The organism is Cupriavidus pauculus, assembly GCF_022179805.1.
GTDB classification, from domain to species: Bacteria; Pseudomonadota; Gammaproteobacteria; order Burkholderiales; family Burkholderiaceae; genus Cupriavidus; species Cupriavidus pauculus_E.
Map to the genome: position 1 here is coordinate 16933 of NZ_BPUO01000020.1, position 15258 is coordinate 32190.

A 15258-nucleotide genomic window follows, 5' to 3' on the forward strand; every position below is an offset into this window, starting at 1 on the left:
CGTCGCGTCATGCTTCGCGGGATTGATATTCTTGGTCGGTGTACGCGCTGACGGCCAGCGCATGAATTTGCGAGGGGAATAGTTCGCGCAGCGCATCATACACCATACGATGTCGCGCAACGCGCGAATGCCCGGCGAACCGGTTGCTGACGATAAGAACGTTGTAATGCCCCCCACCGGAGGCTGCGCCGGCGTGGCCCGCGTGGGCCGCGCTGTCGTCATGCACATGCAGGTGGGTGGGTTCGAGCGCCGCGCGCAGCAGCGTCTCGATGGTGGCGGGATCGGCTGCCATGGGTAAATCCTTCCGAACGGTGAACGGGCAGGGCGGGGCGTTCCGGTTATTCGGAACGGCCTTCCTGGGACGGGGTTTCCTGGATGTGGCGCGACAGCCAGAGGCTCTGCGCCACAATGAAGACGACCATCAGGCCCATGCTGCCGAACAGCTTGAAATTGACCCAGGTGTCCGTGGAAAACTGGTAGGCGACGTACAGGTTCAGCACGCCCATCGCGGCGAAGAACGCGGCCCAGGCAACGTTGAGCCGGCCCCACATCGCGTCGGGCAGCGTCACCTGCTTGCCCATCATGGCGCGGATCAGGTTCTTGCGCCAGCCAATGACCGACCCGATCAGCGTGACCGCGAACAGCCAGTACAGCACCGTGGGCTTCCACTTGATGAACGTTTCGTTGTGCAGCAGGATGGTTGCGCCGCCAAACACGCCGATGATCACCAGGCTGACCCATTGCATCGGCTCCACCTTGCCATGGCGGATACGCACCCAGGCAATCTGCAGCACCGTCGCCACAATGGCCACCGCGGTGGCCGGATAGATGCCAAACAGCTTGAAGGCGACGAAGAAGAGGATGACCGGGAGTAGGTCGAAAAGAAATTTCATGCGGACCAAATCAGGTTGGCGGACCCGGCACATGGCCGGGCCTGCTGGCAATCCGCCTGGCGGATTGGACGTGGCGTCCGGTGTGCGGGTGGCGTCACCCGCGATCAGCCGGATCGCGATCGTCGAATTTTAGCGCAGCCGAGTTGATGCAATAGCGCAGACCGGTCGGGGCGGGTCCATCCTCGAAGACGTGGCCCAGATGGCTGCCGCATTCCTTGCAGCGGACCTCCACGCGCGTCATGCCATGGGTATGGTCGGCGTGCTCGGCAATTACCTCGCCGTTGATCGGCCGGAAATAGCTCGGCCATCCGCAACCGGCGTCGAACTTGGTGCCCGATTCGAACAGCGGCGTGTCGCAGCCCACGCAATGGTAGATGCCCTGGTCCCAGTGGTCCCAGTAGCGGCCGGTGAACGGGCGTTCGGTGGCGGATTCGCGCGCGACGCGGTATTCGATATCGGATAGTTGCTCACGCCATTCGGCGTCGGTCTTGGTGGTGGTCATCTCGTTTCCTTTGAGGGATCCCGCAAGGCTGCCTGGTTCACGACGAGCAGCTTACTTCCAGCCCCGAGGCCCAGTCGGGCGGCAGCGTGGCGTAGTGTTCCGCGTCCGGCTGTTCGTCGAATGGCTTCGACAGCACGGCCAGCAGGCGGTCCACTTCCGAAAAGTCCTTGTCGCGTGCCGCGCGGATCGCGGTTTCGGCCATATGGTTCCGGAGCACGTATTTCGGGTTGACTTGCAGCATTGCAACCCTGCGTGCGGCATCGTCGGACTGTTCCGACTGCAGCCGCGCACGATATTCGGCGGCCCATGCGTCCCAGGCCGCGCGATCCAGGAACAGGTCGCGCACCGGTGCGTCCAGCGACCCATCCTGGGCGCCCACCTGGGCAAGGCTGCGCCAGAACAGCGTGTAGTCCACGCGGTTGGCGTGCATCACGCGGAACAGGTTGGTCATCAGCGTTTCGTCCTGCTCGTGCTCGGTCCGCAGGCCCAGCTTGGCCCGGTAATGGCGGAAGAATGCCTGCGCATAGCGGTCGCGGAACGGGTCCAGGGCCTCGCGCGCGGCTTCCACGGCGGCTTCCTTTGCGGCCTCGGGGTCGGCGGCGTCCGTTTCGCGCCAGAGCGGCAGCAGCGCCTGCGCCAGGCAATGTAGGTTCCAGAACGCGATCTGCGGCTGCTGGCTGTACGCGTAGCGGCCCTGCTGGTCGGAGTGGTTGCAGATATGGTTGGCGTCGAACGCGTCCAGGAACCCGAACGGACCATAGTCGATGGTCAGGCCCAGGATCGACATGTTGTCGGTGTTCATGACGCCATGGCAGAACCCCACGGCCTGCCAGTGGGCCACCATGTCGGCCGTGCGCAGCGACACCTCGTGCAGCAGCGCCTGATACGGATTGGCGGCGTCGCGGCAGGTCGGATAGAAGCGGTCGATCACGAAATCGGCCAGTTGCTTCAGTGAGGCGTGGTCCTCGCGCGCCGCGAAATGCTCGAAGTGCCCGAAGCGGATGAAACTCGGCGCCAGCCGCGTGACCACGGCCGATGTCTCGATGGTTTCACGCCGTACCGGGGCATCGGAGCCCACGATGGCCAGCGCCCGCGTGGTGGGTACGCCCAGCGCGTGCATGGCTTCGGAGCACAGGTACTCGCGGATCGATGAGCGCAGCACCGCGCGGCCATCGGCCATCCGGGAATACGGGGTCAGGCCGGCGCCCTTGAGCTGGATTTCCCATGGACCATCGGGCATCGACGCTTCCGCCAGGCGGATCGCGCGGCCATCGCCAAGCTGCCCGGCCCAGACGCCAAACTGGTGGCCCGAATACACGGTGGCCAGCGGGTCGGCCCAGTCCGGAATGGCGTTGCCGATGAACGTATCAAGGAAGCGCGGATCCTGTGCCGCGGCGCGCAGCCCGGGCTCGTCCCAGCCCAGCAAGGCGCCAGCGGCGGGCGCCACGCTGACCAGGTACGGCGACGGCAGCGGCGTGGGCGCCAGGCGCGTGAAAAAGCGTTCGCCAAGCGCGGCCATGCCGGGTGTCGTGGCAAACGGTACGGGGTAGGGTGGGCGCGGCTGGGGGCTGGTGGATTCGGTAGACATCAGATGCACAGGCAAGGGGGCGGGCATTTATCCGTGATAAGGCTCGGGTTGCCGCATGTCCCGCTCGGACGCACATAGACAGCGTGCATGACGCTAGGGGAAAACGACATATTGAGACACATCAGGGCTCGCAGTATTGTACTTGCACCGGTTTTCCCCTGCCGGCCAAGGGTTGTCCGCTGCGCGTAGACCAGTCAAAAAACGACGCAAATATTGGACATCAATCCCGTGCATGGCAGGGTCCGCGAGTGGGTCTGGAGAGAACACCACTACGCGTCAGTCCACCAACATCACCAACAAGTTTCTTCATTTTTGTCGATGCTTTTGCAGGGTGTGGGAAGAATCGGCCAAAAATAAGAACGGTTGTTCGTTTTTATACGAAAAGGAGACCGTTTCATGGCATTGATGGGTCAAATGATGAGCGCGCCGCTGCTCATTTCCTCCATCATCAAGCACGCTGCGCGTTATTACGCCAGCACGGAAATCGTCTCGCGGCGAACCGAAGGCGACCTTCACCGGTATACCTATGCCGACTGCGAGCTGCGCGCCCGCAAGGTGGCGCAGGCACTGGGTGCGCTCGATGTGGGGCAGGGCGAACGCGTCGGCACGCTGGCCTGGAACGGCTACCGGCACCTTGAGATCTACTACGGCGTGTCGGGCATGGGGGCCGTGTGCCACACGATCAACCCGCGCCTGTTCCCGGAGCAGATCGCCTATATCGTCAATCACGCCGACGACCGCTTCATCTTCTTCGACTCGACGTTCCTGCCGCTGGTGGAGGGCGTGGCGCCGCACTGCCCGAACGTGAAGGGCTGGATCATGATGGCCGACCGCGCGCACATGCCGGCCGAGTCCAAGGTGAACCTGCTCTGCTACGAAGACCTGATCGACGCGCATGACGGCGAGTACGAATGGCCGGACCTCGACGAAAACCAGGCGTCGAGCCTGTGCTACACGTCGGGCACCACCGGCAATCCCAAGGGCGCGTTGTATTCGCATCGTTCGACGGTACTGCACTCGTATGCCTCGGCGCTGCCCGACGCGCTGGGTTGCTCGGCCAAGGACGTGATCCTGCCCGTGGTGCCGATGTTCCACGTCAATGCCTGGGGCCTGCCGTATTCGGTGCCGCTGGTGGGCGCCAAGCTGGTGTTCCCGGGCGCCAAGCTCGACGGCGCGTCGCTCTACGAACTGTTCGAGCAGGAAGGCGTGACGTTCTCGGCGGGGGTGCCCACGGTATGGCTGGGCCTGCTGCAGTACGTGCAGGCCAACAAGCTGAAGTTCTCGACGTTCCGCCGCACCGTGATTGGCGGTTCGGCCGCGCCGCCGGCGATGATCCGCACGCTGGAAGCGCTCGACGTGGAAGTCATCCACGCCTGGGGCATGACGGAAATGTCGCCGCTGGGCACGTCTTGCAAGCTGCTGGCCCGTCACAAGGACCTGCCCGAGGACGAGCGCCACCGCATCCTGGAAAAGCAGGGCCGGGTGATCTACGGCGTGGACATGAAGATCGTGGACGGCGAGGGCCGCGAACTGCCGTGGGACGGCAAGGCCTTTGGCGACCTGCTGGTGCGCGGCCCGTGGGTAATCGACCGCTACTTCCGCAACGACAGCAATCCGCTGGTGGATGGCTGGTTCCCGACCGGCGACGTGGCCACCATCGATGAAGAGGGCTACATGCAGATCACGGACCGCAGCAAGGACGTGATCAAGTCGGGCGGGGAATGGATCTCGTCGATCGATATCGAGAACGTGGCCGCGGCCCATCCGGCCGTGCACATGGCCGCGTGCATCTCGGTGTATCACCCGAAATGGGACGAGCGTCCGCTGCTGGTGGTGGTCAAGCGGCCCGGCATGGAGGTCAGCCGCGAAGAGCTGCTGGGCTTCTTCGAGGGCAAGGTGGCCAAGTGGTGGATTCCCGATGAGGTGGCGTTCGTGACCGAAATTCCGCTGACGGCTACCGGCAAGATGCAGAAGCTCAAGCTGCGCGAACAGTTCAAGGACTACCGGCTGCCCGGCGCCTGAGTCCCGTCCCCAATGGCCTGGATCAACCCCGACCAGGCCGCAGCAGGCATTTGCGGTGTGCCGCCAGGGCGGTCACAGCGCAGACACGGCCGCCCCCGCGAGGAGGATGTGGGCGGCCGTCAATCGCCAACGACAACAAGTGAAGGAGACAGGTATGACGAGGTTGCGTCCGCTGGTAAGAGGTGTGGCTGCAGTTGTTGCTCTGGGTTCCGCGCTGGCATCGGGCATGGCGGCGGCCGAAACGGTGAAGATCGCCTTCATCGATCCGCTGTCGGGGCTGATGGCCCCGGTGGGTCAGAACCAGCTCAAGAGCTGGCAGTATGTGGCCGATGTGGCCAACCAGAAGGGCTGGGGCGGGGCGCACAAGTTCGAGGTGGTGGGCTTCGACAACAAGCTGAGCCCGCAGGAAAGCCTGACCATCCTCAAGCAGGTGGTCGACCAGAACATCCGCTACATCGTGCAGGGCAACGGTTCGTCGGTGGGCCTGGCGCTGGAAGACGCCGTGGCCAAGCACAACGAGCGCAATCCGGGCAAGGAAATCGTCTACCTGAACTACGCGGCGGTTGACCCGGACATGACCAACAGCAAATGCAGCTACTGGCATTTCCGGCTCGACGCCAACTCCGACATGAAGATGGAGGCCCTGACCACGTACCTGGCCAAGGACCCCAGCGTCAAGAAGGTCTACCTGATCAACCAGAACTATTCGTTCGGCCACCAGGTGACCCGCGCCGCCAAGGACTACCTGAAGCGCAAGCGTCCTGACATCCAGATCGTCGGCGAAGACCTGCACCCGCTGGCACAGGTCAAGGATTTCGCGCCGTATGCCGCCAAGATCAAGGCATCGGGCGCCGATACCGTGATCACCGGCAACTGGGGCAGCGACCTGGCGCTGCTGATCAAGGCCGGCAAGGACGCGGGCCTGCCCGTCAACTACTACACCTACTACGCCGCCACGACTGGCGTACCGACCGCCATGGGGGCGTCCGGAGCAGAGCACGTCAAGTACGTGGGCTACTACAACCCGAACAACGCCACCTTCCGGGGTGCCGACATCGTCGAGGGGTACAAGAAGAAGTACAACGACGACTTCTACGTGATGGCGTCGTACACCGGCGTTGCCATGCTGGCCAAGGCGTTCAAGGACAGTGGATCCACCGATCCGGTCAAGGTGGCCAAGGCGCTGGAAGGTATCAAGGTGGAAAGCATGAACGGCACCGTGGAGATGCGCAACTCCGACCACCAGGCGCAGCAGCCGCTGGTGGTGGCCACGTGGACCAAGGTCAACGGCAAGGACATCAAGTTCGACCAGGAGAACACGGGCTACGGCTGGAAGACCAATGCGACGCTCGACCAGTTCGTGGCGGCGCAGCCGACGTCTTGCCAGATGAAGCGGCCCGGCGCCGGAGGCTGAGGCAGGGGATGTGGCTTGGGGTTCCCGCAAGCGCGGGAACCCCTGACAATATGGCTTTTGTCGGGCCAGGTTCCGGCTCCGGGAACCGCCCCTGAGGACTCGCCGTGGAATTTTTCGTCATCTCGCTACTGAACGGCGTCAGCTATGGGCTGCTGCTGTTCATGCTGTCATCGGGGCTCACGCTGATCTTCAGCATGATGGGCGTGCTGAACTTCGCGCACGCCAGCTTCTACATGCTGGGCGCCTATTTTGCCTACACCATCGCCACCAAGTTCGGCTTCTGGCCGGCGCTGATCTTCGCGCCGCTGCTGGTGGCCGGCGCCGGGGCGCTGGTCGAGCGCTTTGGCCTGCGTACCGTGCACAAGTACGGCCACGTGGCCGAACTGCTATTCACCTTCGGGCTGGCCTACCTGATCGAGGAAGGCGTCAAGCTGGTATGGGGCCTGGCCGCCGTGCCGTACCGGATTCCGGCCGAACTCGACGGGCCGCTGTTCACGGTCTTCACTTCGTCCTTCCCCAAATACCGCGCGTTCATGATGCTGGTGTCGCTGGGCATGCTGGTGGCGATCTACCTGGTGCTCACGCGTACGCGCATCGGGCTGGTCATCCAGGCCGCGCTGACGCATCCGGAGATGGTCGAGGCGCTGGGCCACAACGTGCCGCGCGTATTCATGATGGTGTTCGGCGGCGGCGCGGCCCTGGCCGGGCTAGCGGGCGTGATCGGCGGCAATGCGTTCGTCACCGAGCCGTCGATGGCGGCGGCGGTGGGGTCCATCGTCTTCGTCGTGGCCGTGGTGGGGGGCATGGGGTCTCTGGTCGGGGCGTTCATCGCGTCGATCCTGATTGGCGTGCTGCAGACATTCGCGGTGACCATCGACACATCGCTGGCGGGTTTGTTCGGCAGCTTCGGCCTGGCCGTGTCCGACACCACGCCGTTCAGTTCGGTATGGAAGCTGACCGTGGCGCAGGTGGCGCCGGTGATGCCATACCTGCTGCTGGTGGTGATGCTGATTTTCCGCCCGCGTGGGCTCATGGGCACCCGGGAGAGCTGAGCGATGGAGTCGACGACGATGCAACAAAGCTCCCAGCCGGTGGTGACGGGCCGTACGCTGCGCTACCGTCCGCTGAACCTGGCGCGCTGGATCATCTGGAGCGTCACGGCGCTGGTGATGCTGGCGATGCCGATGATGTTCACGGGCGGTTTCGCGGTGACGCTGATGTCGCAGATGGGCATCATGATCATTTTCGCGCTGTCCTACAACATGCTGCTGGGGCAAACCGGCATGCTCTCGTTCGGGCATGCGGTCTACTCGGGCCTGGGCGCCTTCATCGCGGTACACGTGCTGAACATGATCGGCGCGGGCAAGGTGTGGCTGCCGGTGTCGATGCTGCCGCTGGTGGGCGGGCTGGCCGGGGCCTTCTTCGGCGTGCTGTTCGGCTACGTCACCACCAAGAAGTCTGGCACCACGTTCGCCATGATCACGATGGGCATCGGCGAGATGGTGTTCGCCAGCTCGCTGATGTTCCCCGAGTTCTTCGGCGGCGAAGGCGGCATCTCGACCAACCGCGTGGTGGGCGACCCGTTCCTAGGCATCTCGTTCGGCCCGGGCCGGCAGGTGTACTACCTGATCGCGATCTGGTGCTTCCTGTCGATGGTGGCCATGTACGCATGGACCCAGACCCCGCTGGGGCGTATTGCCAACGCGGTGCGTGACAACCCCGAGCGCGTGGAATTCATCGGCTACAACACGCAGCGCGTGCGCTACCTGGTGCTGATCCTGTCGGCGTTCTTCGCCGGTATCGCCGGGGCGCTGTCGGCCATCAACTTCGAGATCGTGTCGGCCGAGAACGTCAGCGCGGTGCGTTCGGGCGGCGTGCTGCTGGCCGCGTTCATCGGCGGCGCGGGTGTGTTCTTCGGGCCAGTCATCGGCGCCGTCGTGTTCACGCTGTTCGCGGTGGCGCTTTCCGACCTGACCAAGGCGTGGCTGCTGTACCTGGGCCTGTTCTTCGTGGGGATGGTGATGTTCGTGCCGGGCGGCATCGCCAGCCTGCTGCTGATGCAGTTGCCGCTGGTGGCCAAGAAGAAGCTCGGCCGCATGGTGCCGTCGTACGCGCAGGCCGGCGTGGCCGGGCTAGTGCTGCTGGCGGCCATGATCCTGACCGTCGAGATGGTCTACAAGGTGCAGGTCGACAGTGCCAACGGCACCGCCATGTCGCTGATGGGCATTGGCTTCGATGCTGGAACATTGCCGCCATGGGTGGTGGCGGCTGTGCTGTGGGCCGTGGGATATGCGGCATGGCGCTGGGCTACGGGCAAGGTGCGCGCCGAGCTCGACGCGATCCAGGCGGAAACCGGAGGCATCGCATGAACGCCGCACTCGAACTGTCGGATGTCCGCAAGCGGTTTGGGCAGACCGAGATTATCCGTGGCGTCACGCTGACCATCGGCAAGGGCGAGCGGCACGCGCTGATCGGCCCGAACGGTGCCGGCAAGTCCACGACGTTCAACCTGATCTCGGGTCGGTTTTCTCCGACCTCGGGCACGGTGAAACTGAACGGTGAGAGCATCGCCGGGCTGCGTCCGTTCGAGATCAACCGCATGGGGCTGTCGCGCAGCTTCCAGATCACCAACATCTTCCATCGGCTGTCGGTATTCGAGAATTTGCGCTGCGCGGTGCTCTGGTCGCTGGGGTACAAGTACTCGTTTTGGCACCGGCTGTCCGCGCTGCGCGACGCCAAGGAGCGGGCGGACGAGGTGCTGGAGCTGATCGGCATGCAGCATCGCCGCAATTCGCAGGCTGGGTTGCTCACGTACGCCGAGCAGCGCGCACTGGAGATCGGCATCACGATCGCCGGCGGCGCCGAGGTGATTCTGCTCGACGAGCCCACTGCGGGCATGAGCCGGTCGGAATCGGACCACGCGGTGGAGCTGATCCGGAAAGTCACCGTCGGCAAGACGCTGGTCATGGTGGAGCACGATATGAGCGTGGTGTTCGGCCTGGCTGACCGCATCTCGGTGCTGGTCTACGGCGAGGTCATCGCTACCGACACGCCGGAGGCCATCCGCAACAATCGCCGCGTCAAGGAAGCCTACCTGGGCACATCGCTCGACGAACCCGCGCTGGCAGGAGCCCACGAATGAGCAAGCCCATGCTGGAAGTCTCCGGCCTGCACGCCTACTACGGCAAAAGCCACATCCTGCACGGCGTGGATGCCCATATCGACGACGGCGAGATCGTCGCGCTGCTGGGCCGCAACGGCGTGGGGCGCTCGACCATGGCCAAGGCCATCCTGGGCATGGTCAAGGCCGAAGGGTCGGTGCGCTTCCGTGGCGACGAGATCCTGGGCCGCCGCACTTTCGAGATCGCCCATGCGGGCATTGGCTACGTGCCGGAGAACCGCGACATCTTTCCGACGCTGACCGTCCGGCAGAACCTGCTGCTTGGCGAGAAACGCAATCCCCGCCAGCAAAAGCCGCGCTGGAGTGTGGAGGACATGTACCGCATGTTCCCCCGGCTCAAGGAGCGCGAGAACACGTCGGCCGGTGTGCTGTCCGGCGGCGAGCAGCAGATGCTCACGCTATGCCGCACGCTGATGGGCGATCCCGACCTGATCCTGATCGACGAGCCCACCGAGGGCCTGGCGCCGATGATCGTGACGCTGGTGGGCGATTTCCTGAAAACGCTCAAGGAGCGCGGCGTATCGGTGCTGCTGATCGAACAGAAACTGGCCATCGCACTAGACATCTCGCAGCGCGTCTATGTGATGGGACACGGCCACATCGTGTTCGAAGGCACGCCGACGGAATTGAAGGCGAACGCGCAGATCCGGAAGGAGTGGCTGGAGGTCTGACGCACCGTCAGACCTTTCTCAAAGCGTTTTCACACATCCGCAGGAATCAGTTGGCGCGGTGCAACGCCGCGTTTCTTCCCTGCCGATTTAACACATTGACACTTGGTGCCTGGCGCTCCCGCGCCTAGCATGGCCCGCGTACATCAACTTGCGGGGAAGGCGCCAATGCCCAGTGTCATCGAGCTGTTCGGCTGGTTCGTATTCAACATCGCTATCCCATTGTTTGCGCCGCTGATGCTGCTGCCGTTGATCCGGTATTCGAGTCCCAGTCCGGAACGGTATGTGGGCATTGTCCGGTTCGCCATCACGGACGGGCAACTGCTGTGGTCCGTGATTGCGATCAGCGCTAACGGGTGCTACATGATGGCATCCGCAAGCAATCCAGCCGGAACTGATGCGCAAGTCATGTGGCTTGCGCTGGGCCTCCATGTTGCTGTGCTGGTGGCGGCCTCCGTGATGGCCGCGTTTGCCACGATGGACTCGTTCATGCGTCGGGAGCGGCGGCGGCGGCGTCGGCATGGGCAACAGCATCGCCGATATCCTTTGACCTGGATCGTTGTCATCGTTGCATGTGCGGTGTCAAATTTCATCGGCTACGTGTGTGTCGTGCGGCCCAGCACATAGCCATCGCTGCGCCCGCAGCATTCATCAATATATAAAGGGGGTCCTGATGAGAAGCTTCGTTGAAGCCATGGAAAATGACTTTGATCATGTGCAGGCGATCGTGCGTCGCGTCGTCTGTGTTGTATGCCTGCTCTGCATCGTATTGTCGTTGGGGGTCGGCTACTACTCGATGACGCAGCAACTACAGCGTTGAAATCGGGCGAGGGCGCACTGAGGGCGGCCTCGCCGGCCTCACTCCTTCACTCCTTCACTCCTTCCTCTCGATCTCGAACGGCATGTCCTCGTACGCGATAAACCGCGTCTTGCGCGCAAGCCGGTAGCCCAGCCACAGTGCCAGGAACACTGGCACGCCGATGTATGTGGCGATGATTTCCTGCCAGCGGCCGGGGATATCGGCAAAGGCCTGGTAGTTCTGGCCGGCGACGATCGCCAGGCACAGCACGCCGGAGAAGATCGGGCCAAACGGATAGAGCGGTGACCGGTAGGCAAGGTCCGTCACCTTGAAGCCCTGGGCGATCAGCCCCTTGCGGAAGCGGTAGTGGCTGATGGCGATGCCAAACCATGCAAAGAACCCGGTCATGGCGGAGGTGTTCAGCAGCCACAGGTAGACGGCCTTGTCGCCGAACAGCGAGCTGAAGAAGCATAGCGCGCCAACCGCGGTGGAGATCAGCAGCGCGTTGAACGGCACGCCGTTGTTCGTGAGCTTTGCGAAGGCCTTTGGTGCGCGGCCGCTGACGGCCAGGCCATAGAGGATGCGTGTCGACACATACATGCTCGACGTGCCGGCGGACAGCAAGGCGGTCAGGATCACTGCGTTCATGACACCTGCCGCGAACGCCAGGCCGGCGTGGCGGAAGACCAGCGCGAACGGGCTGACGCCGACATCGGTCACGTCGTTGCGTAGCAGGCTCGGGTCGGTGTAGGGGATCAGCACGCCAACGATGAGGATGGCGAGCACATAGAACAGCAGGATGCGCCAGAAGGTCTGGCGGATCGCGCGGGGAATCGTGCGCGACGGGTTGTCGGCTTCGCCGGCAGCCACGCCGACGGTCTCGGTACCCAGGAACGAGAACCCCGCGATCATCGCCACCGCGAACAGGCCTGGCACGCCGCCCACGAACGGGGCGTCGCCGATCGTGAAGTTGTGCCAGCCCGACTGCGGGCCGCCCTTGAGAATGCCGAAGATCATCAGCACGCCAACGACAAGGAAAACCACCACGGTAACGATCTTGATCAGTGCGAACCAGTACTCGGCCTCGCCAAAGCCGCGTACGGAGAACGCATTGAGCGCGAACATCAGGGCGAGAAAGCCGGCGCTCCAGTAAACGCCGGGCACGTCGGGGAACCAGTACTGCATGACGAGCTGCGCGGCCGTCAGTTCCACGGCGATGGTCACGGCCAGGCTGAACCAGTAGTTCCAACCCAGGGCAAAGCCAAAGCCTTCTTCCACATAGAGCGCGCTGTAGGTGACGAAGGAACCGGCCACAGGCATATGCACAGCCAGTTCGCCCAGGCTCGTCATCAGGCAATAGACCATCAGGCCGATCAGGCAATAAGCCAGCAGGGCGCCGCCGGGGCCGGACTGGGCGATCGAGGCGCCCGAGGCGACGAACAGGCCGGTGCCGATGGCGCCGCCGAGCGCGATCATGGTCAGGTGGCGTGCCTTGAGCTTGCGGTGCAGGTCGTCGTGTTCGACGACCGGATGCTGGTGTTGCGATTGGGGTTGGGCGGGATCGAAGGTCATCAGGGTCGCTGGGTGGTCGGGATCGGCGGCCGCCTGAAAGCCTTGTGGGCGGAAGGGTGGCGTGCCGTTCCGAAAAAAACGAAAGGCGCGAGTCTACAGGGTCACTTCTAGTCGATTGGAGGCCGACGTCAAACCATTGCGTTTGCAATGACGGCTGCCGCGTAAAAGCGCCTCAAACGCCATAAACCGCGACGCCTCGCCGGATTTCCTACGGGTTCCCCCTGAGGGTTTCGTCCGTCATGGCGGATCAACATGAACGGCGGAAAAGCCGGGCATGAAGGCCGCGCATGGCGCAACTTCCATCGTAGAAAAATGAAATTGAACGACCGTGCTATTTTGTGTATGCTTGTTCCGCTTTCGAGCCGGATGGCTTGTGGCGCAAGGGATTGCGGGCCGTCGCGCAAGCGGGGCTTCGGTCCTGGCGGTACCCAAGGCAATAACTGAATTCGAGAATTCGAATCCCGAGACAACCCATGAGCCCCTAGGTAGAACGAAGGGCTCGCAGATACCAAAGGAACGCGTATGACAGCGCAGTATCAGGTACAGGACGGCGTAGCCGTTATCACGCTCGACAATCCCCCCGTCAACGGGCTGGGTCACAGCACCCGCCTGGGTATCGTCGAAGGCATGACCCGTGCGCTGGACGATGCCGCCGTCAAGGCCGTCGTCATTACCGGCGCTGGCAAGGCGTTCTCGGGCGGCGCCGACATCCGTGAATTCAATACCCCCAAGGCCACGCAGGAGCCGACGCTGCATTCGGTGATCCGTACGCTGGAAGCCTCCACCAAGCCGGTGGTTGCGGCCATCCACTCGGTCGCCATGGGCGGCGGCCTGGAACTGGCCCTGGGCTGTAACTACCGCGTGGCCGCCAAGGGCGCGCAGATCGCGCTGCCTGAAGTCAAGCTGGGCCTGCTGCCGGGCGCCGGTGGCACGCAGCGTCTGCCGCGCCTGATCGGCCTGGAGCACGCGCTGAACATGATCGTGTCCGGCACCGCCATTCCGTCGGAAAAGTTCGCCGGTTCGAAGCTGTTCGACGAGATCGTCGACGGCGACGTGCTGCCTGCCGCTGTCAAGTTCGCGCAGAACGTGGGCGCCGCAGCCGGCCCGCATCCGAAGGTGCGTGACCTGAAGGTGCGTCATGAAAACGCCGAAGGCTTCCTGGCCTTCGCGAAGAACACCGTGGCCGCCGTGGCCAAGAACTTCCCGGCCCCGTCGAAGTGCGTCGAAGCCGTGGCCGCGTCGCTCAAGCCGTTCGAAGCTGGCCTGAAGGAAGAGCGCGAAGGCTTCATGTACCTGGTGGGTACGCCGGAATCGCGCGCACTGCGCCATGCGTTCTTCGGCGAGCGTGCCGCCAGCAAGATCCCCGATGTGTCCGGAGACACCCCGGTCCGCAAGATCGAGAAGGTTGCCGTGATCGGCGCCGGCACGATGGGCGGCGGCATCACCATGAACTTCCTGAACGCCGGCATCCCCGTGACGATGCTGGAGACCAAGCAGGAAGCGCTGGACCGTGGCGTGGCCACCATCCGCAAGAACTACGAAAACAGCGCCAAGAAGGGCAAGCTGACGCAAGAGAAGGTCGAGCAGCGCCTGGGCCTGCTGACCACCACGCTGTCCTATGACGAGATCAAGGACGCGGACATGGTCATCGAGGCCGTGTTCGAGGAAATGGGCGTCAAGGAAATCGTGTTCAAGAAGCTGGACGAAGTGATGAAGGACGGCGCAATCCTGGCCTCCAACACGTCCACGCTCGACGTCAACAAGATTGCCTCGTTCACCAAGCGTCCGCAAGACGTGGTCGGCATGCACTTCTTCAGCCCGGCCAACGTGATGAAGCTGCTGGAAGTGGTGCGTGGCGAAAAGACCGGCAAGGATGTGCTGGCCACCGTCATGCAGATCGGCAAGAAGATCAAGAAGACGGCTGTTGTTTCGGGCGTCTGCGACGGCTTCATCGGCAACCGCATGATCGAGCAGTACAGCCGCCAGGCCGGCTACCTGCTGGACGAAGGTGCGCTGCCCGAGCAAGTGGATCGCGCGATCGAGAAGTTCGGTTTCGCGATGGGCCCGTTCCGAATGGGCGACCTGGCCGGCAACGACATCGGCTGGGCCATCCGCAAGCGCCGCGCCGTGGACAAGCCGGACATCCAGTACTCGAAGACGGCCGACAAGCTGTGCGAAATGGGCCGTTTCGGCCAGAAGACCGGCGCCGGCTGGTACGACTACAAGGCGGGCGACCGCAAGCCGTACCCGAATGCGCAGGTCAACGAAATGATCGTCGAGCATTCGAAGGAACTCGGCATCACGCGCCGCAAGATTTCCGATGAGGAAATCGTGGAGCGCCTGGTGTTCGCGCTGGTGAATGAAGGCGCGAAGATCCTGGAAGAAGGTATTGCCTCGAAGGCGTCGGACATCGACATGGTCTACCTGACCGGCTACGGCTTCCCGCTGTTCCGCGGCGGCCCGATGCTGTACGCAGACCAGGTTGGCCTGTTCAACGTGGCGCAGGTCATGAAGCGCTTTGCCAAGGGTTACCACGGCGAAGCGTGGAAGGTGGCCCCGCTGCTGCAGAAGCTGGCCGACGAGGGCAAGGGCTTCAACGGCTGAGATACGTTGGCGTGA

General features: G+C 63.5%; 14 protein-coding genes. 9 read left to right on the forward strand and 5 right to left on the reverse strand.

The genetic code is table 11. The features are described from left to right. Positions 1–7: 7 nt before the first annotated feature. From MFF62_RS27570 to MFF62_RS27585, 4 genes are all read right to left on the reverse strand, one after another. Positions 8–292: a BolA family protein gene (locus tag MFF62_RS27570; protein ID WP_238266484.1), complete on the reverse strand. Its 285-nt coding sequence runs from the start codon at positions 290–292 to the stop codon at positions 8–10. Between the two features lie 46 nt (positions 293–338). Continuing rightward, complete coding sequence (locus MFF62_RS27575; RefSeq protein ID WP_238266485.1) at positions 339–893, reverse strand: septation protein A; 555 nt, start codon at positions 891–893, stop codon at positions 339–341. 94 nt (positions 894–987) lie between these two features. Next, positions 988–1395, reverse strand: a complete 408-nt coding sequence (gene msrB / locus MFF62_RS27580) for a peptide-methionine (R)-S-oxide reductase MsrB (protein ID WP_238266487.1) — start codon at positions 1393–1395, stop codon at positions 988–990. A gap of 37 nt (positions 1396–1432) precedes the next feature. Next, complete coding sequence (locus MFF62_RS27585; RefSeq protein WP_238266489.1) at positions 1433–2983, reverse strand: protein adenylyltransferase SelO; 1551 nt, start codon at positions 2981–2983, stop codon at positions 1433–1435. A gap of 396 nt (positions 2984–3379) precedes the next feature. On the opposite strand from MFF62_RS27585, the gene MFF62_RS27590 reads away from it, so the two are divergent. The 8 genes from MFF62_RS27590 to MFF62_RS27625 all read left to right on the forward strand — a co-directional run bounded on the left by MFF62_RS27590 (position 3380) and on the right by MFF62_RS27625 (position 11088). Then, on the forward strand, positions 3380–5005 hold the full coding sequence (locus MFF62_RS27590) for a 3-(methylthio)propionyl-CoA ligase (RefSeq protein WP_238266491.1): 1626 nt from the start codon (positions 3380–3382) through the stop codon (positions 5003–5005). 154 nt (positions 5006–5159) lie between these two features. Further along, entirely contained in the window at positions 5160–6419 is a 1260-nt protein-coding gene (locus tag MFF62_RS27595; protein WP_238266493.1) for a branched-chain amino acid ABC transporter substrate-binding protein, read from the forward strand. Positions 6420–6523: 104 nt separating this feature from the next. Then, positions 6524–7471: a branched-chain amino acid ABC transporter permease gene (locus MFF62_RS27600; RefSeq protein WP_238266495.1), complete on the forward strand. Its 948-nt coding sequence runs from the start codon at positions 6524–6526 to the stop codon at positions 7469–7471. Between the two features lie 3 nt (positions 7472–7474). After that, positions 7475–8788 (forward strand): branched-chain amino acid ABC transporter permease, encoded by a 1314-nt coding sequence (locus tag MFF62_RS27605; RefSeq protein WP_238266496.1) that lies wholly within the window; start codon positions 7475–7477, stop codon positions 8786–8788. Continuing rightward, entirely contained in the window at positions 8785–9561 is a 777-nt protein-coding gene (locus tag MFF62_RS27610; RefSeq protein WP_238266499.1) for an ABC transporter ATP-binding protein, read from the forward strand. The genes MFF62_RS27605 and MFF62_RS27610 overlap by 4 nt, the downstream gene beginning before the upstream one ends. Then, positions 9558–10271 (forward strand): ABC transporter ATP-binding protein, encoded by a 714-nt coding sequence (locus MFF62_RS27615; RefSeq protein ID WP_238266501.1) that lies wholly within the window; start codon positions 9558–9560, stop codon positions 10269–10271. The genes MFF62_RS27610 and MFF62_RS27615 overlap by 4 nt, the downstream gene beginning before the upstream one ends. A 165-nt stretch (positions 10272–10436) precedes the next feature. Beyond that, entirely contained in the window at positions 10437–10895 is a 459-nt protein-coding gene (locus MFF62_RS27620) for a hypothetical protein (protein ID WP_238266502.1), read from the forward strand. Positions 10896–10941: 46 nt separating this feature from the next. Beyond that, complete coding sequence (locus MFF62_RS27625) at positions 10942–11088, forward strand: hypothetical protein (RefSeq protein WP_238266504.1); 147 nt, start codon at positions 10942–10944, stop codon at positions 11086–11088. Positions 11089–11142: 54 nt separating this feature from the next. Here the strand turns inward: MFF62_RS27625 and MFF62_RS27630 are convergent, their stop codons facing one another. Then, entirely contained in the window at positions 11143–12639 is a 1497-nt protein-coding gene (locus MFF62_RS27630) for an amino acid permease (RefSeq protein ID WP_283205386.1), read from the reverse strand. A gap of 522 nt (positions 12640–13161) precedes the next feature. On the opposite strand from MFF62_RS27630, the gene MFF62_RS27635 reads away from it, so the two are divergent. Continuing rightward, the gene (locus MFF62_RS27635; protein WP_238266512.1) at positions 13162–15243 is read left to right on the forward strand and encodes a 3-hydroxyacyl-CoA dehydrogenase NAD-binding domain-containing protein; all 2082 of its coding nucleotides are present in this window, start codon (positions 13162–13164) and stop codon (positions 15241–15243) included. Positions 15244–15258 lie beyond the last annotated feature (15 nt).